The 20,496-nt window shown below is 76.0% G+C and carries 18 protein-coding genes and 1 tRNA gene; 11 read left to right on the top strand and 8 right to left on the bottom strand.

The features are described 5' to 3' along the window. The first annotated feature begins 70 nt into the window (after positions 1-70). The 3 genes from ACI78U_RS01105 (at position 71) to ACI78U_RS01095 (ending at position 2,008) form a co-directional block, all read left to right on the top strand. Positions 71-907, top strand: a complete 837-nt coding sequence (locus ACI78U_RS01105; RefSeq protein ID WP_456873435.1) for a hypothetical protein — start codon at positions 71-73, stop codon at positions 905-907. Positions 908-918: 11 nt separating this feature from the next. Continuing rightward, entirely contained in the window at positions 919-1,581 is a 663-nt protein-coding gene (locus ACI78U_RS01100) for a hypothetical protein (protein WP_456873434.1), read from the top strand. 151 nt (positions 1,582-1,732) lie between these two features. After that, positions 1,733-2,008 (top strand): hypothetical protein, encoded by a 276-nt coding sequence (locus tag ACI78U_RS01095; RefSeq protein WP_456873433.1) that lies wholly within the window; start codon positions 1,733-1,735, stop codon positions 2,006-2,008. Between the two features lie 410 nt (positions 2,009-2,418). Here ACI78U_RS01095 and ACI78U_RS01090 read toward each other — a convergent pair whose 3' ends face one another. Together ACI78U_RS01090 and ACI78U_RS01085 are read right to left on the bottom strand one after the other, a co-directional pair. After that, positions 2,419-3,393, bottom strand: coding sequence for a helix-turn-helix transcriptional regulator (locus tag ACI78U_RS01090; RefSeq protein WP_456873432.1), 975 nt, complete (start codon positions 3,391-3,393; stop codon positions 2,419-2,421). Between the two features lie 64 nt (positions 3,394-3,457). Further along, positions 3,458-4,420 carry an AraC family transcriptional regulator gene (locus ACI78U_RS01085; protein ID WP_456873431.1) on the bottom strand — a complete coding sequence of 321 codons (963 nt, stop codon included), beginning with the start codon at positions 4,418-4,420 and terminating at the stop codon, positions 3,458-3,460. A gap of 292 nt (positions 4,421-4,712) precedes the next feature. Here ACI78U_RS01085 and ACI78U_RS01080 point away from each other — a divergent pair, with 292 nt between their 5' ends. Beyond that, positions 4,713-5,450 carry a PP2C family protein-serine/threonine phosphatase gene (locus tag ACI78U_RS01080; RefSeq protein WP_456873430.1) on the top strand — a complete coding sequence of 246 codons (738 nt, stop codon included), beginning with the start codon at positions 4,713-4,715 and terminating at the stop codon, positions 5,448-5,450. Further along, complete coding sequence (locus ACI78U_RS01075) at positions 5,423-5,902, top strand: PP2C family protein-serine/threonine phosphatase (RefSeq protein WP_456873429.1); 480 nt, start codon at positions 5,423-5,425, stop codon at positions 5,900-5,902. The genes ACI78U_RS01080 and ACI78U_RS01075 overlap by 28 nt, the downstream gene beginning before the upstream one ends. Positions 5,903-6,134: 232 nt before the next feature. On the opposite strand, the gene ACI78U_RS01070 is transcribed toward ACI78U_RS01075, so the two are convergent. From ACI78U_RS01070 to orn, 4 genes are all read right to left on the bottom strand, one after another. Beyond that, on the bottom strand, positions 6,135-6,437 hold the full coding sequence (locus ACI78U_RS01070) for a MarR family winged helix-turn-helix transcriptional regulator (protein WP_456873589.1): 303 nt from the start codon (positions 6,435-6,437) through the stop codon (positions 6,135-6,137). 444 nt (positions 6,438-6,881) lie between these two features. Beyond that, a complete protein-coding gene (locus tag ACI78U_RS01065; protein ID WP_456873428.1) occupies positions 6,882-8,453 on the bottom strand; it encodes a CYTH and CHAD domain-containing protein in 1,572 nt (523 codons plus the stop codon). A gap of 295 nt (positions 8,454-8,748) precedes the next feature. Beyond that, positions 8,749-8,824 (bottom strand) — tRNA-His (locus ACI78U_RS01060). Between the two features lie 57 nt (positions 8,825-8,881). Beyond that, on the bottom strand, positions 8,882-9,571 hold the full coding sequence (gene orn, locus ACI78U_RS01055) for an oligoribonuclease (protein ID WP_456873427.1): 690 nt from the start codon (positions 9,569-9,571) through the stop codon (positions 8,882-8,884). A gap of 161 nt (positions 9,572-9,732) precedes the next feature. Between orn and ACI78U_RS01050 the strand changes: the two genes are divergently transcribed. Then, positions 9,733-10,962, top strand: a complete 1,230-nt coding sequence (locus ACI78U_RS01050) for a hypothetical protein (protein ID WP_456873426.1) — start codon at positions 9,733-9,735, stop codon at positions 10,960-10,962. A gap of 121 nt (positions 10,963-11,083) precedes the next feature. Continuing rightward, positions 11,084-12,922, top strand: a complete 1,839-nt coding sequence (locus ACI78U_RS01045) for a hypothetical protein (protein ID WP_456873425.1) — start codon at positions 11,084-11,086, stop codon at positions 12,920-12,922. A 76-nt stretch (positions 12,923-12,998) separates the two neighbouring features. Here ACI78U_RS01045 and ACI78U_RS01040 read toward each other — a convergent pair whose 3' ends face one another. Beyond that, positions 12,999-14,012 (bottom strand): NADPH:quinone reductase, encoded by a 1,014-nt coding sequence (locus tag ACI78U_RS01040; RefSeq protein ID WP_456873424.1) that lies wholly within the window; start codon positions 14,010-14,012, stop codon positions 12,999-13,001. 191 nt (positions 14,013-14,203) lie between these two features. Between ACI78U_RS01040 and ACI78U_RS01035 the strand changes: the two genes are divergently transcribed. Then, positions 14,204-15,037, top strand: a complete 834-nt coding sequence (locus ACI78U_RS01035; RefSeq protein ID WP_456873423.1) for an aquaporin — start codon at positions 14,204-14,206, stop codon at positions 15,035-15,037. Between the two features lie 26 nt (positions 15,038-15,063). On the opposite strand, the gene ACI78U_RS01030 is transcribed toward ACI78U_RS01035, so the two are convergent. After that, positions 15,064-15,399 (bottom strand): hypothetical protein, encoded by a 336-nt coding sequence (locus tag ACI78U_RS01030; RefSeq protein WP_456873422.1) that lies wholly within the window; start codon positions 15,397-15,399, stop codon positions 15,064-15,066. A 150-nt stretch (positions 15,400-15,549) separates the two neighbouring features. On the opposite strand from ACI78U_RS01030, the gene ACI78U_RS01025 reads away from it, so the two are divergent. From ACI78U_RS01025 to ACI78U_RS01015, 3 genes are all read left to right on the top strand, one after another. Then, positions 15,550-16,443: an ATP-grasp fold amidoligase family protein gene (locus ACI78U_RS01025; protein WP_456873421.1), complete on the top strand. Its 894-nt coding sequence runs from the start codon at positions 15,550-15,552 to the stop codon at positions 16,441-16,443. A 31-nt stretch (positions 16,444-16,474) separates the two neighbouring features. Beyond that, positions 16,475-18,343, top strand: a complete 1,869-nt coding sequence (locus tag ACI78U_RS01020; RefSeq protein WP_456873420.1) for a putative bifunctional diguanylate cyclase/phosphodiesterase — start codon at positions 16,475-16,477, stop codon at positions 18,341-18,343. Between the two features lie 107 nt (positions 18,344-18,450). Next, the gene (locus tag ACI78U_RS01015) at positions 18,451-20,331 is read left to right on the top strand and encodes a glycosyl hydrolase family 28-related protein (RefSeq protein WP_456873419.1); all 1,881 of its coding nucleotides are present in this window, start codon (positions 18,451-18,453) and stop codon (positions 20,329-20,331) included. Positions 20,332-20,496 lie beyond the last annotated feature (165 nt).

Here is a 20,496-nt window from a genome sequence, read left to right as displayed (position 1 = left end):
CCCACCTGGAGGTGCGCCGCGGCCACGCCGACGCCTGCACCGCCGTGCTGGCGCTGACCGGAGCGCGGTCGTGACCGCCGGCACCGCGGGGAACGACGCACTGCTGGAGGCGGCGCTCAACCTGGCGCGGTTCCACAAGGAGCACGAGCGCTTCTACGCCTCGGCTCCCCTGGAGACGGCGCTGGGACTGCAGCGGCACGCCCGTGCCCTGCTGGCACTGGCGGACCGGTGGACCACCGTGGAGCCTGCGGCCCATCGGGCTGTGAGCCCCTTCGCGGGTACCGAGGACCTCAACAGCGAGGCCGCTACCGCGCTGGACGGGGTGCTGTTCATGGAGGGGGAGGGCCGCCCGGCCGAGCTCACCGCGATGATCGGCGAGCTGCGCGCTGACGCCGAGACCTTCGCCGGCGGCGGGGAGTGGCTGGCGACCGCGATGCAGGCGTCGTGGCAGGTGGCCGCGTCCATGCTGCAGTTCGACGAGCTGGCCGACGTGATGGGGGAGCGGCACCGGATCATCAGCAACGACTGGCTCGCCGCGCACGTGCAGACCCTGATCGGGACACTGCTGGCCCGTGCCGCCGACATGCTCGAGCGCATCGAGCTCACTCCCGCGGCGGTGCGCGCCGACCTGGCCGGGCCCCGGGTCGCTCCCCGCCGGCTGTACGCCGCCGCCGAGGTCGTCTCCCGCGCCGCGGACCTGTGCTGCGAGTCCGCTGAGCTGGTGCACGACAACGAGCGCCGCTGGCGGGTCACCAGGGAGCGCACCGAGCAGCTGGTCCGGACGATGACCGCCGGCGACGGCCCGGCGCCGTCCGCCACCGGTGGCGGCGCACCGGGCGGCCGTGGTCAGCCCGTCGCGGACACGACGAGCGCCGCCACGGAGACCACCCCGCCGGAGGACCGGTGAGACCGGCCGGCGTGACCGCCGCGGCCCTCGGGGCCGCGGTCACCGGCTACGCGGGGCTGCAGTGGCTCGGCCGGACCTGGGGCGCGACCCGGGAGGAACGCCGACGGCGCCTACCGGGAGACGACCTGTGCGCCGCGCCGCAGGCGACCACCACGCACGCGATCAGCATCGACGCGCCCCCGGAGCACGTGTGGCCGTGGCTGGTGCAGATGGGCTGGGGGCGCGGGCAGTGGTACACCGCCCGCTGGGTCGACCGGCTGCTGTTCCCCGACAACGGGCCCAGTGCCGACCACCTGGCGGCCGAGTGGCAGGACCTGGAGGTCGGCGACCGGGTCCTCGACGGCGCCCCGGAGAAGCACACCGCGTTCGTCGTCCGGCGGCTGGAGCCCAACCGGCACCTGGTGCTGCACTCCCGCGAGCACCTGCCCCCGGAGTGGGCCGACGAGTACGGCGCCGCCATCGACTGGAGCTGGGCGTTCGTGCTCGACCGGCTGCCCGGGGACCGGACCCGGTTCCTGCTGCGCAGCAGGCTCCGCCTGCAGCCGTGGTGGGTGGAGGCGTTCTACCTGGCCGTGATCGTCCCGGCCGACTTCGTCATGGCCCGGCAGATGCTGCGCGGGGTCAAGGCGCGGGCGGAGGCGACGACTGCCGAGGACCTGGTCGCTCTCGGCTGACCGGACGCCGGTCCGGGGGCCGGGCCATCATCCCGCGAAGATCGTCTCGGCGGGAGTCGCCGAGGTGGCGCTTCGTCTGCGGGCGAATCCGCGGGGCGACCGTTCGCCTGCGGTCGTAGCCGCCAGGAGATCCGCCGGTCACGCTCGCGTCGTGACCGCGTCACCAGCGCAGCGGCCGCTGGATCACCGGCGGGCCGAGGTGTCGCGCCGCGCTGTGGCAGCCATCCGTGCCGCCGCCGCGGCTGCCGCGGAGGCGGCGCTGACCTACGACGACGTCGCGTGCACCGCGGAGGCCGCCTGCCGCGCCGACCCGTTCGGGCTGCACCGCGACCGGGCAGCCCGCATGCGCCGGCGCGCCGAGGAAGAGCGGCGCGAGGCGCTGCGGATGTGGGCGCGGGCCGACGCGCTCGAGTCCGCCGCATACTGACCGGCAGTTCCCCGGCAGGCGAACCGACACCCCCACGAAGCGCAGCCGCGTGCCCGCCCGGTCGGCGCCGCCCGCGGCCGGGGAGTTCGCTGACCGCGGGTCGCCGCGTGCGGCCGGTTTCCCGGACACGCAGCGCCCCGCTGAGCCCAGGCGGTGGCCCTCCGCACGCGGCGCCCCACGAGCAGGCAGCGAGGGCACCGGTGGGCGCGATGGCCGACAGCTGGGGGCAGGCGCAGCGCGCAGGGGCGACGAACCGGTCCGCGGTGGCGGCACGTCGCGCCGCTGCGGCCGAGCGGGCCCGGCGCTCCGCGGTCGAACTCGTCGCCGAGGCCGGCGCCTGCCAGCAGCGGGCGGAGGCGCTGCGCCGGGGACTGGAGGGCCGCCGGATGCGGGCCGCACGAGGCGGCGGCTCAGGTGCGCAGGGTGGAGCTGGGCAGCACGCCGTAGACCGCGCGGTAGCGCTCGGTGAACCGGCTGGGCGTGAAGCCCCAGCGGGCGGCGACGGCGGTCACGGTGACCCCCTCGCCGGGGGTGGCGTCGCATAGCTGCCGGTGCGCCTGGGCCAGCCGCACCCGGCGGAGGTAGGCGGTCGGGGTGGTGTTCCGGTGCCGACGGAAGGCCAGTTGCACCGCGCGGGGGGTGACGTAGGCGGCCCGGGCGATGTCGGCCAGGGAGATGTCGGCGTCCGCGTTGGCGTCGATGAACGCGATCGCGCGGCGCAGCGTGCCGGGGTGGGCGTCGGCGCTGTCCGCGGCCGCGGCCGCGGGTTCGGCAACGGCGGTGTTCGGCAGGATCGTCAGCGCGGTCGCGGCCAGCAGCCGTGCGGCCGGCCCGAGCAGCAGCGGCGAGGCGGCGGCCTCGGGCTCGGCGAGCAGGTCGTCGACGAAGCGGGTGACCTGCCGCCATCGAGCAGCTCCGCCGGGAGCGGCCTGCGAGGCGGTGAACCGCCACGGCTCGTTCGTGGCAGGAGTGCCCTGGGCGACGTCCGTGAGCAGTGACTGTGGGAGGGCGACGCTGAGGGTCCGAGCTTCATGACTGTCGGCGACGGCTCGGGTGTCGGGGTGATTGGCGATGAACACGTTCCCGGGCACGTACCGCTCGAGGCCGTGCCCGCGGTCGTACCCGATGGCACCGGCGACGGCTACGGAGATGAGGACGTCGTCCTGGCCGGCCAGGTCGAACGTGAGGTCGGCGGGCACCATGACATCGCTGATGCTGAATGCACCCGCGTCCAGCATCCTGACGCTGGCCTCCCATCTGGTGTCCGGGGAAGCCTTCAGCTGCAGCCGGCCGCCGAAGAGGTCGTCGATGAGCTCTCGCGCCTCGTCCGGGTCAGACGTGGCGTACTCGTGCCGCCGTAGTGCTCCCGGTGTGGGGGTTCCCATGCCGCCCTCCTCTCCCGCTCGTGAGGCGATGCCAACTCGCAGGGCGATGTCAGTCCCAGGACCATCAGGTGCGCAGGGTGTGGGCGGGGGTCACCCCGTAGGCGGCGCGGTAGGCGGCGGCGAACCGGCCGGGCTTGGCGAACCCCCAGCGCAGCGCGATCGCCGCCACCGTGTCCCCGGCGGTCGGGTCGGCGGCCTGCAGCTCCCGGTGCGCGCTCTCCAGCCGCACCCGCCGCGCGTAGCCCATCGGGGACAGCCCGAGGTGGCGGGCGAAGGCCAGCTGCAACGCCCGCGGGCCGACCCCGGCGGCGCGGGCGATGTCGGTGACGGTGATCGGCAGCGAGGCGTGCGCGTCGATGAACGCCACAGCCCGGCGCACCACCGCCGGCGCCACCGCGCCGGCGCCGGGTAGGTGGCCCGAGGTCATCGTGGTGTTCGGGAACGCCGCCAGCGCGGCCGCCGCCACCAGCTCGGCCAGCTGCGCGGCGACCAGCGGCTCGGCCAGCCCGCTGCCGGGGTCGGCCATCTGCTGGTGCACGAACCGCATGAGCCCCAGCCACGTGCGGCGCATCGGCTCGGACACCGGGCTCAGCCCGTCGAACCGCACATCGGCCCCGGCGACACCCAGCCGCTCCTCGGCCACCCGCTCGATCACCGCCAGCGGCAGCCGCACGATGCCCACGTCCACGTCGTCCCACTCGTTCGTGAACGGCACCCCGGTCGGGCACCGGAACACCACGCCCGGTCGCGTGATGACCTGCTCCCGGCCCGCCACGTACCGGCACCCACCGCTCACCGGACTGGCCACCACGAGGTCGCTCAGCGGAGCGACCGCGCAGCGCATGCCCGCGGTGAACCGCAGCCGGTCCGCGGTCAGGTGACCGGCCGTTGCCGACCGGAGCTCGCAGGTGAACGACCCGCGGACGCCGGAGAACGCGAGCGGACGCTCCGAGCGGTAGAGGTCGGTGAGCACGGCCTGGGCGACGTCCGACTCCCGGATGGACAGCTCGACGACCTCGACCGGCATGACGCGCCTCCCTGCGCGCGCTTCTGAGGCCGTGGCTGGGCCGCCGCCGGCAGAGCCGGCCCAGCCGACGGTAGCCGCCGACACCCGCTGTGCGAAGCCTTCGCCCCGCAGCGCAGTGGATGCCGCTTCGCGCCCGCACTCGACGGAGTACGGCCGGGCCGGCGGACGGGGCCACCCAGGTGGGCGCCGCAGTCACGCTCGCCGCCGCGATCTCCGGCTCGCATGACGCCATCGTGGCGCTCGCCGACAGTGCGCCGACTGCCGCCTCGGGAGGTGGGGCACGATTCCGTGCGTGACCGTTCCGCTTGCTGCTGATGACGACCACCACCGCCTCGAGGTGATCGCGGCCCAGATGGAGGCCGTCATCACGAGCGCGCCGTTCGGCATCGGACTGTTCGACCGGGAGGTGCGGCACGTCCGGGTCAACCCGGTGCTCGAGGAGATGAACGGGATGCCCGCCGCGCAGCTGCTGGGGCGCACGCCCGCGCAACTGCACCCCGGCGTCGGGGAGGCGGCCGAGGAGATGTACCGGCAGGTGATGAGCTCGGGCACCCCGCGCCGCGACGTGCTCATGACCGGCGCGGTGAGCAGCCGGCCCGACGACGTGCGGCACTGGAACGCGAGCTTCTTCCCCGTGCAGCAGTCCGGGACCGTCATCGGGCTGTGCGTCATCGTCGCCGACGTGACCGCCGAACGCCGCCTGGCCGCGGCGCTGGCCGAGTCCGAGGAACGGCACCGCCGCTTGGCGCAGGACCTCCAGAGCAGCCTGCTCCCCCCGCGCCTGCCCGCACCCGCCGGTGTCGACCTGGCCGCGGTGTACCGGCCGGCGCAGGTGATGTCCGCTGTCGGCGGGGACTTCTACGACCTCGTGGAGCTCGGCGGCTCCTCGTGGCTGCTCGTCATCGGCGACGTCGAGGGCAGCGGTCCGGTCGCCGCCTCGCTCACCGCCGCGTCCGCTACGCGATCCGGGCAGCCGCCTTCCGCACCACCGATCCGGCGGACGTGCTGGCCACTGCCAACGCGGTGCTGATGCGGCAGGGCGCGCCCGCCGGAACCTGCACCGCCGTCTGCGTGCTGGCCGAGCGGGCCGGGGACCAGCTGCTACTGCGCTGCGCCTCCGCCGGGCACCCCCTGCCGCTGATCCGCCGCGCCGGCACCGGTGCGCTCGACGAGCTGGGCACTCCCGGACCGCTGATGGGCGCCCTCGATGATCTCCACCTGCCGGTGCGCACCGCGGCGCTGGCGGCCGGCGACGTGCTGCTGCTGTACACCGACGGGGCGACCGAAGCCCGCCACCGCGCCGGGACCGGGGCGATCGAGCTGTTCGGGGAGGACCGGCTGCGCGCACTGCTGGCAACCTCGGGGACTGCCTCCGCCGCGGCCATCGCCGAGCGGATCGAGGCCGGCGTGCTGGCCTTCCAGGCCGGGCAGCCGGCCGACGACGTCGCCGTCCTCGTCCTGCGCGCCACCGACGGCAACTGAGCCACTGGCCGAGCACCGACCAGCAGGTCGGTGGCCCGGCACCTGGCCGAAGACACCCCGCGGCCCGCACGGGATCCGTCGGTGTCGGGGCGAGGAACGACCGGCCGGCGGGAAGCCGGCGGTCGACCTGCAGCCGGCCGACGCTGGCGAGGGCCATCCCCGAGCTCCTCAGTCGGGCGGGAGGGGCAGCAGTCCAGTAGCCGTGTCCGGGTCGAGCGCGCCCGTTCGCGGATCACCCGGCGTCCAGTGCGCCGGTCGCCGGCGCGGCCAGCACCGCCCGCCAGGCTCGGGCCAGGTGGCGGGCTCCGGTCGCGCCGATGGGCCCGAGGAACAGGCGCCGCACCCCGTCGAGATGTGTCGGCGTGGCCTCGGCCAGCCGCTCCAGCCCCGCGTCCGTGATCGAGGCCAGCGTCGTCCGGGCGTCCTGTCCGGCCCGCCGGCGGGTGAGCAGGCCGGACCGCTCCAGGCGCTCGGCCAGGCGGGTGAGTCCGCTGCGGCTGCGCATCACCGCGTCCGCGAGGTCGGACATCCGCAGTGCACCGGCAGCAGATCGGCGGTGCGCTGGGCGTGGCGGTGCTCGCGACTGTGGCCGCCGCGCGCACCGTCGACCTGCTGGCGCAGGAGCAGCCGCCGCTCACCGCACTGACCGCAGGCTTCTCCCTCGGCTCCACCGCGGCCGCACTCCTCGCCGCGCTCGCCGCGGCGGCGGGCGGCCGGACCCCGCCGACCGCCCGTCACCCCACACCGGTGACCGTCGCAGGAGGCGCGATGAACTCCATCAGAACGACCTCTGGGGGCGACGTCCAGGAGCCGGCGCCCATCGGGGTTCCCCGGCGTCGGATTCGGCAGTCACGCAGCACCTCGGCGGTGAGCGCGCGGCGTCGGCGGCGTGCAGGACATCGCTGTCCGCGCCAGCACGGACATCGCCTGGCCGATACCACGCCGCCACCGGGGGCCGGCTGCCCAGCCCGGCCGTCGACTACTCCAGCCAGCGGTGCAGGGACTTGCGCCTCGCGGCCCTCCAGGCGGTGGCGAAGTGCTCGTGCGACTGCGCGCCGCGTGCCTCCTCCTGCGCGTGCAGGCGACCGTAGAGGAAGGCCACCTCGGTGGAGGGGGCGTGCAGGGCCAGGTCGCGCAGCCGGTCCCGGGTCAGCACGGAGTCCTGGTGCTCCCCGAGTGCCTCCTGGACCGCCTCCATCGCGGTGGCGAAGGCGGCGGCGTCCTCGCCGAAGACGGGTCCGACCGACTCGGCGGCGTAGCGGGACTGCTTGGCCGCCTTGCGGGCGTCGTGCCACAGCTCCTCCTGCTCGGCACCGGCGGGCAGCCCCTGCGCCGCCTCGACCAGGTCCCGGACGCGGTCGAAGGTCCGCGCGACCAGCGCGGGAAGGGTCTTGCTCGCGCGTGCCCGCGCCGGCTTGCGCAGCGGAGGCTGCTCGACCAGCTCCTGCAGCGACGTGAGGATCCGGTGGTAGCGGTCGCCGTCCAGCTCGGCGAGCACCCGGTCGTGCGCGGCGCGGTAGGCGGCGTCGAGCTCGGCGCGCGTGGCGTCGGCGCCGGCCGCCACGGATGGCCCGGTGCTCTCGGCGTGGACGGCGGTGCGCACCCGGTCGCTCATGACCTCGGCGTCCCGGGCGGCACCGAGTTCGGCGGCGAGCCACTTGAGCTCGTCGCGCAGCGGGCGGACGACGGCGGGGTCGAACAGCGGCTTGAACGTGGTCAGCGCGCTGCGCAGCCGACGGGTGGCCACGCGCATCTTGTGCACGGCGTCCGGCGCGTCGAGCCGCACGGGGAGGTCCTGGGCCCGCACCTGCGCGACCTGCTGGCGCAGGTGCGCGAGCACCACGTCACCGGCGTTCGACCTGGCCGTCAGGCCGCCGCCGGCGTTGGTCTTCCGGCGGGTGCGGCGTTCGGGTGCGGCTCCGTCCAGGACGCGGGCCGGCGTCGAGGCGGTCGTCGCGCTCAGGCCACGCTGCCGGAGCTGCGCGTCGAGCGCCCCGACCCGCTCGGTGGCGCCGTCGCCGGGCTGCACCACGATGTCCCGCCACCGCTCCGGCGCACCGGCCGCCTCGCCGTCCCCGTCGAGGGTGAGGAGCCGCTGAGCCGTGACCCGGTCGTCGGTCACCTCGAGGAGCACCTGCCCGCTCGGGTCGCTGAGCCGCCGTACGGTGCGCTCCGTGGTGGTGCGGGCGACGGGTTGCAGCGGCCTGCCGAGGGTGTGCGCCCACACCATCGACTGCAGCTGCTCGGGCACCGCGCGCGGCGTGCGGCCGGGCGGCACCCGGCCCGGGGGGAGCCGGATGTCCGTGCGGCGGGCGCTTCCAGCCGGGACCTCGAGGTGCCAGCCGGCGTCCTCACCCCCGGTGCGACGGCACAGCGTCAACCCGACGGCGGTCAGCTGCAGGTCGGCGGTGTCGAAGTACACGGCCTCCAGCCGGTGCTCGGCGGTCACCCCGTCCGACAGCGGGACGTCTCCCGGGGGCACGGCGCCGGCGTCGGCCACCAGCTCCACCAGCGACGGCAGCTCGAACGAGTCGTCGGCCGTGTACCTCACATCGACTTCTTGATGTACGGCAGGCATCGCACAGGTGTACACCGGTCGGGTGGAGCGTGCGCCTGCTCAGGCTCATCCCGGGGTTGGCTGAGACGGCGTGCAGACGGGCGTGCATCCCGGGACGTCACCGCACCTGGCGGTGTCGGCGCGATGGCCTACGGTCCGCGCAGTCGCCCCGCCACTGCCCCCCGGATCTGCTCGCAGAGAGGGGGCACCCGGCGTGGTCTCGCCCCCCAGCCCGGGCCGGGGAACGGGGAGAGGCCCTGGTCAGTCGCCTGACCAGGGCCTCCCTGCGTGGGGTGAGTGACGGGGCTCGAACCCGCGACACCCAGGATCACAACCTGGTGCTCTACCAGCTGAGCTACACCCACCGCGTGCCCTCCCGGAGCGCGCGGCGCCGGGGGCAGGCACGAGGATACCGGAGCCGGTCAGCCCTCCGACGCAGCCGGGGGTGCGGCGTCGGGTGCGGTGGCCGGCAGGGTGGCGGCGGCGGCGGCGAGGACGTCGGCGAAGGAGCCGGCCACCTCGCCGGCCGCGCGCTGGGCCTGCGTCGTCGACGGGCCCGGCGCGTCGACGAACAGCGTCCGGCGGTAGTAGGCGAGCTCCCGGACGGACTCGACGATGTCGGCCAGCGCGCGGTGCGCCAGGCCCTTGGGTGGCTGGGCGAAGTAGACGCGGGGGAACCAGCGGCGGGCCAGCTCCTTGATCGAGCTGACGTCGACCATCCGGTAGTGCAGGTGGTCGTCGAGCTCGGGCATGTCGCGGGCGAGGAAGCCGCGGTCGGTGCCGATCGAGTTGCCGCACAGGGGAGCGGTGCGCCGCTCGGGCACCCACCGCTTCACGTAGGCGAGCACCTGCTGCTCGGCCTCGGCGACGGTCAGGGTGGAGGCGCGCACCGCCTCGGTCAGCCCGGACCTCGCGTGCATCTCGGTGACGACGTCGGCCATGTCCTCGAGGTCGGCGTCGTCGGCGTGGATCACCAGGTCCAGACCCGGGTCGAGGACCCGCAGCTCGGAGTCGGTCACCACCACGGCGACCTCGATCAGCTTGTCCTTGGTGAGGTCCAGCCCGGTCATCTCGCAGTCGATCCAGACCAGGTGCCCGCCGCTCTCCGCCACGGCGACCGACCCTACGTCGCGCCCGGCGGTCCCGTCCGTCCCGGCCGTCCGCGCGCCCGCGACTACCCCACCCGCCACACCGGCGCCACTCAGGGCACCGGATCGGCCGTCTCCGCAGGTAGCCTCGCCGCATCCCGTTCCGATACTCCTGGAGCCCTGCCGTGCCCCGACCCGATGCCCCCGCGGCGCCCGCCCGGACGCTGCCGCCGGCACCGGCCTCGCCGGCCGCCGCTCTCCGGCACCCCGTCGCGCTCGTCCGCTGGCTGTGGGCGGCCTACGGGACGCCGGGCCGGCCGGGCCGCCCGACGGGGGAGGCCGAGCTCCGCTGGATCTACACCGCCTGGCTCGGCGCGTTCCTGCTCAAGATGCTCGGCTCGTCCTGGGACGTGTCCTGGCACTTCAAGTGGCTGCGCGACGACCTCGCGCCGCCGCACCTGCTCAACTCCGCGGGCACCGCGGTCGTCATCGCCCTCGTCGCGTTCCACAGCTACACCGGCTACGGCGTCGACCGGCGGGCGCTGCGACTGATGCAGTGGGGGATCGCGACCTTCCTGGTCGCCATCCCGATCGACATCGTCAACCACCGGGTCAACGGGCTGGACATCACCAGCTGGAGCCCCAGCCACGCGCTGCTCTACATCGGCACGGCGATCATGCTCGCCGGGGCGATCCGGGGGTGGTGGCTCTCCGCCGCGCCCGGCCGCGTCCGCGACCTGGTGTCGCTGGGCCTGTGGCTGTTCTTCGTCGAGAACGCGGTCTTCCCCAACCAGCACCAGGAGTACGGCGTCCTGTCGCTGCGCGCCTACGAGGCCGGGGCGACGACGGCCGAGCAGCAGCTGCTCGACTTCGCCGCCGCGCAGGGCCAGACGCCGACGATGTTCATGCTGCCGGTGCCGTCCTGGGTGCACCCCGCGTGGCTCCTCTGCGCCGGCCTGCTCTCGCTGGTCGTCGCCCGGCGGGTGGTCGGCCTGCGCTGGACCGCGACCGTCGTCGCGGGCACATACCTCGCCTACCGCGCCGTCATGTGGGCGGGCCTGGTGGTCATCGGCTTCCCGCCCTCGGTGCTGCCGCTGGTCCTGCTCGTCGGTGCCGTGTGCGTCGACCTCGCGGTCACCCACCGGCTGCCCGGCTGGAGCGCGGCCCCCGCCACCGCCGCCGCGGTCTACGCCGCCGCCTGGCTGTGCGACGCGGCGGGGGTCCTGCCGCCGTGGAACTGGTCGTGGTGGTCGATCACGCTGGTCGTCGCGGCGTTCACCGCGCTCTGGGCGGCGGTCGACGTCGTCGCCGGCAGCCGGGCGTACGCCGCCTGGCTGGGGCCGGTCGGACCCGGCCGGGCGGCCGAGCCCGTCCTCGCCGGCGCGCCGGCCGACGGCGGCGCGCCGACCCGCTGAGGAACGGGACCGGCCCGTCACGTGTCGGTAGCGTCGGGTCCCGGCCGCCGGCCCGGGCCCGCTCCGCACCCGCCCGTGTGCCCGCCCGTGCGCCCCTGCACCCCACCCCCCGGAGGACCACGTGCTGCCCCTGACCCCGGTGCCGCCGCAGACGGCGGGGGAGCGTGCGCTCTACGCCGAGTTGACCCGCTGGGACCGCGGCGGCGCGATCCGCGGCGCCGTCGTGGCCTCGCTCCCCGTCGTCGACGGGCCGATGGAGCGGCGGTACTCCGACGCCGTCCTCCTGGTCCCGGAGGGCCTGGCGGTGGTGCGCGTCGCCGAGGTGGTCCGCCAGCGCGGCGTGGTCACCGTGACGCCCGAGGGGGCCTGGACGATCGGCCCCGGCGCCGGACCGGATGAGGTCCTGCAGCTGGCCGGCGGCGGCTCGACCCCGCTCGACGGCCTCATGCGCGCCGGCATGGACACCGCCGTCCGGCTGCGCCGGGCCGGGCTGGAGCCGGGCCGGATCGCCCGGGTCACCGTCCTCGTCGGCGACCTCACCGGGCTGGACCCCGCCGACGGCGACCTCGGCGACGGCGACCAGGTCGCGCTGCTGGAGACGCGCTCGCTGCTGCTGGGCATCTCCCGGGCGGCCCGCTACGCCGGCGTGGACAACCCCCGGCTGTGGACCACCGCCGACGTCCGCGCCGCGCTGACCGCGCTCGGCTACGAGGGGCGGGGGCCCACGGTCGAGGAGCTCAACGGCGAGGGCTTCCCGTACTCGCCCTACGTGCTGCGCCGCCGTGAGCTGCTCGCCCCGGCGGCGATGGCCGCCTCGCCGGCCCTGGGCGGGGTGTCCTCCCCGCCCGCGCCGGCCCTGCCGTCGCCGCCCCCGGCCGCGCCCGCCGCTCCGGCGGTCCCGCCGGTGCCCGCCCCCGCCGGCCCGCCGGCCGGCCCGCTGGTCGACCCGGTGGCGGCCGCCGCCGTCGCCGCGGCCGCCATCCGGGCCGACGAGGAGGCCGCCGCCCGGGCCGCCGCCGGCCTGGCGGCCGCCGCTCCGGTGATGCCCACGCCGCGCCCGGCGACCGCCCGGTTCGACGCGCCCGCCGTCGAGTCCGGCGCCGGGGCGCCGCCGGCCGGCATCGAGGACACCGGCGGGCTCGGCGGACTCTTCGGTGGCTCCTCCGGCGGGGACGACCGCCCCGAGGCCGCGTCGTGGCCGCCGGTGGCACCGGCCCCGGTCGCCGCGCCGGCACCCGAGGCGCACCTGCCCACGGCCCCGCCGGCCACCTTCCTGTCCGCCGAGGCGCCGCCCGCCCCGTTCGTGGGACCCCGCCGCCGCACCTCCGCCGCCCGCCGCCGGCTGGCCGTGCTCGCCGTCGCGGCCCTGGCCACGGTCGCCCTCCTCGTGGGGCTGGTCGCCGGGCTCACCGGAGGCGGGGAGGAGGCGGCCTCCGCGCAGGAGCCGCCCGCCGCGAGCAGCGCCCCGGCCGCGCCGCCCTCCGCGGGCCCGACGCCGGGCACGGCCAGCGTGCTCGACGGCCGGACGTTCCTCCTGCAGCAGGTGCAGGTCGACGACACCTGCGTGGGCAACTCCTACGGCGACGTCGCGAGCTCCTTCGAGACCGCCGACTGCACCGGGCTGGCCCGGGCGCTGTGGTCGACCGACGTCGACGGCCGGGCGGTCGTCGTGTCGGTGGCCAAGGTCGACATGGGCGACACCGTCGCCGCGCGGGCCCTGCGGGCGCTGGCCGACACCGACGGCAGCGGCAACGTCAGCGACCTGCTCCGCGAGGGCGTCACCTACCCCGGCGCCCCCGCGCAGCTCTCCGGCGCCGAGTACGCCAGCGCCGTCGGGGGGAGCCTGGTCACCATCGTCGAGACCGCCTGGGCCGACGGCGGCCCGGGCGACCCGGCCGACCTCGACCTGGTCGCCGGTGCCGGTCTCGCGCTGCCGATGCCCGTTCCCGCCGCCGACTGAGGCGCCCTCCAGGACGGCCCCCCTGCAGGGTCCCGCCACGAGCTCGCGAGTGGTGGGGGGCAGGAGGGGTCCTTCGTCAGGCGGTGACGTCGACCAGCACCTTGCCGACGGCGCCGTCCTCGACCGCGCGGTGGGCCTCGGCGGTCCCGGCCAGCGGGTACACGTGCAACGGCAGCCCCGCGTCGTCGCCCACCCGCACCGCGCCGTCGAGGACCGCGGCGTTGACGTCCTCGACGCCGATCACCTTGGCCCGCTCGGGCAGGGTGTAGACGTAGACGAAGCTCCACCGGGCGTTGGGCACCATCTGCGCGCGCACCGGGATGGTGACCTCGGCGCCGCCGTCGTCGGCGTACACGGCCACCGCCCCGTGCATCCCGATCACCTGCGCGTCCACGGCGGCGTTGCGGGCCGCCGACACCTCGACGACGACGTCGACCCCCCGCGGCGCCACCTTGCGGACCTCGGCGACGACGTCCTGCTGCCGGTAGTCGACGACGTGCGAGGCGCCGGCGGCCGCCGCCAGCTGCGCCTTGCGCGGACTGCTCACCGTGGCGACGACCGTGGCGTCGGCCCGCCGGGCCAGCTGGATCGCGGCGTTGCCGACCGCGCCCGCGCCGCCCTGCACCAGCACGGTGCGCCCGGTGAGCGAGCCGGGGCCGATCCGGTCGGGCACCGACTCGCCGAGGGTGAGGCAGCGGTGCGCGGTGAGGAACGGGATGCCCAGCGCCGCGCCCAGCTCGAAGGACGGGTCCGCACCGAGCAGCACCGCCTGCCGCAGCGGGACGACGGTGTACTCGGCGGCGGTGCCCCAGGGGCGCTGCCAGGCCGCCTCCCACACCCACACGCGCTGACCGGTGACCGCCGGGTCGACGCCCCGGCCGACCGCCTCGACGGTGCCGGCGCCGTCCTGGCCGGGGACCTGGCCCTCCGGCCCGGGCTCCCTCGTGCGGCGGGACTTCCAGTCGGTGGGGTTGACGCCGGCCATCGCGAGGCGCACGAGGACCTCGCCGGGGCCGGGCTCGGGGGTGGGGCGGTCGGTCAGCTCGAGGACCTCGGGACCGCCGGTCCGGGTGTAGGTGACGGCACGCACGGCACGGGCCTACCCAGGTACGCGGGGGAGTTGTGTACGACGGCGTTCCGCCTGGTCAGGCGGCCGGAGGTGTTCACCTGAGGGGCCTTGTGCGGGCAGTGACGGATGCGTCACGCTCGTGCCTGGCCCGCACCGTGGCCGCCGGAGGGGGAGGCGCGGGGGGACGGCTGCGGACGCCCCGGAGGTCGCCGGTGTCTCCTGTCCTGATCCGTCAACTCGCCGTCGAGTTCCTCGGTACCGCCCTGCTGGTCGTCGTCGCGGTCGGCGCAGCCGTCGCCGGCATCGACGACGTCGGCCCGCTGGGCGTGGCCCTGGCGTTCGGTCTGACCCTGCTGGCCCTCGCCTACGCGATCGGGCCGATCTCGGGGTGTCACGTCAACCCGGCGGTCACCCTCGGCGTGCTCCTGTCCCGCGGGATGACCGGCACCGAGGCGGCCTGCTACTGGGCCGCCCAGTTCGCCGGCGGCATCGCGGGTGCCGCGGTGCTCGCGCTGCTGACCAGCGACTTCGGCGAGGTCACCGACCAGACCGGCGCCCTGGGCTCGAACGGCTGGGGCGAGACCGTCAGCGGCGGCGGCGCCTTCGTCGTCGAGGTGCTGCTGACCTTCGTCCTGGTGGCGGTCGTCCTGCTGGTCACGGGCAAGGCGGCGGCGCCGGGCTTCGCCGGCCTCGCCATCGGTCTCACGCTCGGCGCGGTGCACGTCGTCGGCACCCCGCTCACCGGCACCTCGGTGAACCCCGCCCGCTCCCTCGGGCCGGCGCTGTTCGCCGGGGGTGAGGCGCTGTCGCAGGTGTGGCTGTTCATCGTGGCGCCGCTGGTGGGCGCCGTCCTCGCGGTGCTGGTCGTCCGGGCGCTGTCGGTGCCGACCCTGACCGTGGAGCAGGCCGGCCCGACGGTCACCCGGGACGAGACCGGCGTGCAGGTGCCGGAGGCCGACACCGACGGCGACGGCACCCCGCTGCCCCGCGCCCGGACCCCGGAGGAGGCCGGGGACCCCGACCGGCGGGACCGCGCGCCCAGCTGAGCCGGCGGCCGATCCGGCGCCCGCGGTCAGGCCGTGGGCACCGGGTCGGCGGCCGTCGCCCGCTCGGCCTGGACGCGGCGCCAGTGGTAGACGTACAGCGGCAGGGCGATCAGCAGCGTGGTCGCGGCCCCCACCACGCCGATCACCTCGTAGCGGCGCTGGGAGTCCAGCGACTGCTCGGCGAGCAGCCGCTCCTGCTCGTCGTCGAGCATGGGGTCCCCGACGAAGCCCACGCCCGGGTCGGGGTAGGCGATGCCCACCACACCCTGCACCAGCTGCACGGCCGCGAAGATCGAGATCACCAGCGTGACCAGGCAGACCAGGTACAGGTAGACGTTGCGGAGGGTCAGGCGCTCGGTCACGGGGACTCCGGTCGTCGGCCGGCGTCGGCCGCCGGCGGTCGCCGTCATCCTGGGGACGGCGACCGCCGCGGCGGGCCCTGACGCGACCCGCCGCGGCCGAACCGTTACCGGTCCCGCCGGGCCGGGGTAGGGGCGTTGCGTGATGAGCGCGTGACGACGGAGGACCCCGCCCGCCTGGCCCGGGTCGTCCCGCGGCTGCACCGTGCCCTGCTCTACCGCCGCCACCACGGGCGGCTGCCGCCGTGGGGCGCGCCGCGGACGTTCACCGAGAAGCTCGAGCGGCGGATCACCCGTGACCGCCGCCCGCTGCTCGCGCCCACCTGCGACAAGCTGGCGGGGAAGGAGCACTTCGCCCGCCTCGCGCCCGGGCTGGGCGTCCCGCGGACGTACTGGACCGGCACCGACGTCACCGAGCTGGCCCGGGTGGAGCTGCCCGACCGGTGGGTGCTCAAGCCCAACCACTCGTGCCGCTGCGTGCTGCTGGGGGAGGGGCGGCCCGACCCGGCCGACCTCGCCCGGCGCACCGCCGGCTGGGTCGCCGAGCGCTACTGGCGCAAGAGCGAGGAGTGGGCCTACCGGCACGCGCGGCCGTGCCTGCTGGTCGAGGAGCACGTGGGCCCGCCGGGGGAGGTGCCGGCCGACCTCAAGGTGCTGGTGTTCGACGGCGTCCCGCGGCTGGTGGGCGTGCACACCGACCGGCGCGACGGACTCCGGGTGCGCCTGTACACCCCCGACTGGGAGCCGCTGCCGTGGACCTGGGGCTACCCGCCCGGGCCCGCCGTCCCCCGCCCGGCGTGGCTGCCGGACCTGCTGGCCGCGGCCGCGGCGGTCGCCGAGGGCTTCGACATGCTGCGCGTGGACCTCTACCACTCCGGTGGGCGGCTGTGGGGCGGCGAGCTCACCCCCTACCCCGGCGCGGGCCTGAGCCGCCTCGAGCCGGGCCTGGATGCCTGGCTGGGCGGCTGGTGGACCCTGCCGGGGTCGCTGCAGGCGCCCCCGGCAGGCCGCTCACCCCGCGGGGTGGTGCTCTCCGAACCGGGCTGATCCGGAACGGGGCCGGTGCCGATTGGGCGGCATGGAACTCGCCGCGCTGGACCGCCTCGGCCGCCACCTGCCCGAGGGCCGGCTGCTGCCCGACGAGGTGTGGCGGCGCCGGCACGCGGTCCTGCTGCGCCTGGCCGCCGTGCAGGCGCTCGCCATCGGTGTCCTGGCGCTCGCCCGCGGCTGGCCGCCCCTGGCCGCGATGGGCGCCGCGGCGGTGGCGGCCTACCCGCTGTCCTTCTCGCTCCTGCCGGGCGCCGGGCGCACGCTGCGCTCGGCCGGGACGACGGCGAGCCTGCTCGCCGCGGCGGTGCTGCTCGTGCACGTGTTCGACGGGCTGACCGAGGCGCACTTCGCCTTCTTCGTGCTCGTCGGCCTGGTGTCGCTGTACCAGGACTGGATCCCCTTCGGCCTGGCCCTGGCCGTCGTCGTGCTGCACCACGGCGTCGTCGGCACGCTGTTCCCGCACTCGGTCTTCGACCACGACGCCGCCCTGCGCGACCCGTGGGTGTGGGCCGCGGTGCACGGCGGGTTCGTGCTGGCCGCGAGCCTGGCCAACCTGGCCTCCTGGCGGCTCAACGAGCGGCAGGGGCTGCACGACCCGCTCACCGGGCTGGCCAACCGCACGCGGCTGGTGCGGGGCATGGCCCGGCTGCTGGAGCGCCGGCCCGCCGGCCGGGTGAGCGTGCTGTTCCTCGACCTCGACGACTTCAAGGACGTCAACGACAGCCGCGGGCACGCCGCCGGCGACCAGCTGCTCACCACGGTCAGCCGCCGGCTGCAGGCGTGCACGCGGGCGGGGGACGAGGTGGGCCGGCTGGGCGGGGACGAGTTCGCCGTCGTGGTCGACGGCGACGCCGACGAGGCCGCGGCGCTCGGTGAGCGGGTGCTCGCGGCGCTCGCCGAGCCGGTCGACGTCGGCGGCCGGCCGCTGTCGGTGCAGGTGAGCATCGGCGTCGCCGACACCGCCACGGCCGCCGACCGCCGGCCCGCGACGCTGCTGCGCAACGCCGACCTGGCGATGTACCGGGCCAAGGCGGCCGGCAAGAACCGGCTGGTGCGCTACGCGCCGGGCATGGCCGAGGCGGCCCGGTGCGAGGCCGACCTGCTCGCCGACCTCGCCGTCGCGACCCGGGCCGGGCAGCTGGAGGTCCACTACCAGCCGACCGTCGACCTGTCCGACGGCCGGACCACCGGCTACGAGGCGCTCCTGCGGTGGTACCACCCCACCCGCGGGCTCGTGCCACCGGCGGAGTTCGTCCCGCTGGCCGAGCAGAGCGGCTCCATCGTCGAGATCGGCCGCTGGGTGCTCCGGCAGGCGGTGCACCAGGCGGCCGCGTGGACGGCCGACTCGGGCCGCCCGCTCGGCATGGCGGTCAACCTCTCCCCACGGCAGCTGGCCGACGACGACGTCGTGGCGCTGGTCGCCGGCGCCCTCGCCGACTCCGGCCTGCCCGCCGCCCAGCTCACGCTGGAGATCACCGAGGGGGTGCTGCTGCGCGACGTCGACGAGGTCGTCGGCCGGCTCGCCGCGCTGCGGGCGCTGGGTGTGCGGATCGCCATCGACGACTTCGGCACCGGGTACGCGAGCCTGTCCTACCTGCGCCGGCTGCCTGCCGACGTCCTCAAGATCGACCGCAGCTTCGTGCACGAGCTGGGCGCCGGCGGCCGCTCCACCACCCTGGTCGCCTCGATGATCGAGCTGGCCCGCAGCCTCGGCCTGGCGGTGGTGGCCGAGGGCGTGGAGACGGCCCAGCAGCAGGCGGTGCTCGGTGACCTGGCCTGCTCGCACGCGCAGGGGTTCCTCTTCGGCCGCCCGCAGCCCGCGCCTGCGCACGACCCCGCCGACCAGGTGACGGCGGACGTCGTCCCCGCGCCCCGCGGCGAGGTCACGGCCGTCTGACCGGATCCGGAACCGGGTGGCCCGCAGCGGGACGGGTGCCGCTAGCCTCGTGCCGCACCGTGACACCCGTCACACCGTGCGTCACCCCTCGACGATGAGGACGGTCCGTGCACCCAGCTCCCGCATCGCCCACCCGTCGCCGTCTCGGCGGGATCCTCGCCCTCGCGACGGCGCTCTCCCTGTGCCCGCTCGCCGCCGGGGTCGCGACCGCCGCCCCGCCTCCACCGACGAGCCCGACGGCGCCCGACCTCGGTGTCGACGTCACCGTGTTCGACCCGAGCACGCCGGTCAGCGAGATCCAGGCGACGCTCGACGCCACCTGGGAACGGCAGCGTGACAACGAGATGGGGAGCGAGCGCTACGCCTATCTCTTCCGGCCGGGGACCTACGGCACCGACGAGCAGCCGCTGCAGATCAAGGTGGGCTACTACACCGAGATCAGCGGCCTGGGCGCCGAGCCCTCGGACGTCGTCATCAACGGCAAGGTCGAGACCTACAACCGCTGCCTGACACCGGACAACTGCATCGCGCTGAACAACTTCTGGCGCACCGTCTCGAACCTCACGATCGACGTGAACGCCGCCGGCCAGGACGGCTGCCGGTCCACCGCCAACTTCTGGGCGGTCTCGCAGGCGGTCTCGATGCGCCGCGTGCAGGTCACCGGCGGCACGCTGTCGTTGATGGACTACTGCACCGCCGGGCCGCAGTACGCCAGCGGCGGCTTCATCGCCGACTCGGAGCTGCCGGCCGTCGTCAACGGCTCCCAGCAGCAGTGGCTGACCCGCAACAGCTCGGTGGCCTCCTGGTCCAACGGCGTCTGGAACCAGGTCTTCGCCGGCGTCGAGGGCGCGCCGGACGACGCCGGGTTCCCCACGCCGCCGTACACCACGCTGGAGACCACCCCGGTCAGCCGCGAGAAGCCGTACCTGTTCGTCGACGACGAGGGCCGCTGGAACGTCCGGGTGCCCTCGGCGCAGCGCGACACGTCGGGCACCAGCTGGGACGAGGGGACGACCCCGGGGCGGACCGTCCCGATCACCGAGTTCCTCGTCGCCACGCCGTCGACGCCGGTGCAGGAGGTGAACAACCACCTGGCCCGGGGCGGGCACCTGCTGCTGACCCCCGGCACCTACGACGTGGCGCGCAGCATCGACGTCAAGCGACCGGGCACCGTGGTCCTGGGCATCGGGCACGCCACGCTGACCGCGGTCGGCGGCGCGGTGCCGCTGACGGTGGCCGACGTGCCCGGCGTCGTCGTCGCCGGCGTGACCGTCGACGCCGGCACCGTCGAGTCGCCGGCGCTGCTCCGGGTCGGGCGGCCGAACGGGGACGGCGGGCGGTCGGACGCGGCCGACCCGACGACGCTGTCGGACGTGTACTTCCGCGTGGGCGGGCCGCACGTCGGCAAGGTCGACACCGCGCTCGAGGTCAACAGCGACGACGTGCTCGTCGACCACACCTGGGTGTGGCGGGCCGACCACGGCGTCGAGCCGTTCACCGAGGGGTACCTCGGCGACACCGACCGCTGGCGCACCAACACCGGCCGCGTGGGCGCCGAGGTCAACGGCGACCGGGTGACCGCGACCGGCCTGTTCGTGGAGCACTTCCAGACGCACAACACCGTCTGGAACGGCGAGGACGGCACCACGGTGCTGTACCAGAACGAACTGCCCTACGACCCGCCGTCACAGGCCGACTGGCAGCAGCCCGACGGCACGCTGGGCTGGGCCGGGTACAAGGTCGGCGACGACGTGCAGCGGCACGAGCTGTACGGCGGCGGCGTCTACGGCTACCAGCGCAACGCCGCTCCGGGGATCACCACCGAGCGCGGCTTCGAGGTGCCCGAGACACCGGGCGTGCGGCTGGAGCACGTGATGACCGTCCACCTCGACGGCATCGGGGTGATTGAGCACGTGGTGAACGACGTGGGTGGCCGGGCCGACGGCAGCAACCAGGGCCAGCCGCGGTACGTCGTCGAGTACCCGTGACGCGGGGGTGAGGCCGGGGGGGGGGGGGGGGGGGGGGGGGGGGGGGGGGGGGGGGCGGGCCGGGGGGGGGGGGGGGGGGGGGGGGGGGGGGGGGGGGGGGGGGGGGGGGGGGGGGGGGGGGGGGGGGGGGGGGGGGGGGGGCGGGGGGGGGGGGGGGGGGGGGGC

The organism is Geodermatophilus sp. SYSU D00710, assembly GCF_054050195.1.
This window is presented reverse-complemented; position numbering and strand designations above follow the sequence as displayed.

Coding starts and splice junctions, on each gene's coding strand:
- ACI78U_RS01020 (WP_456873420.1), top strand. CDS start 16,475: ATGGAACTCGCCGCGCTGGACCGCCTCGGCCGCCACCTGCCCGAGGGC.
- ACI78U_RS01090 (WP_456873432.1), bottom strand. CDS start 3,393: ATGGGAACCCCCACACCGGGAGCACTACGGCGGCACGAGTACGCCACG.
- ACI78U_RS01085 (WP_456873431.1), bottom strand. CDS start 4,420: ATGCCGGTCGAGGTCGTCGAGCTGTCCATCCGGGAGTCGGACGTCGCC.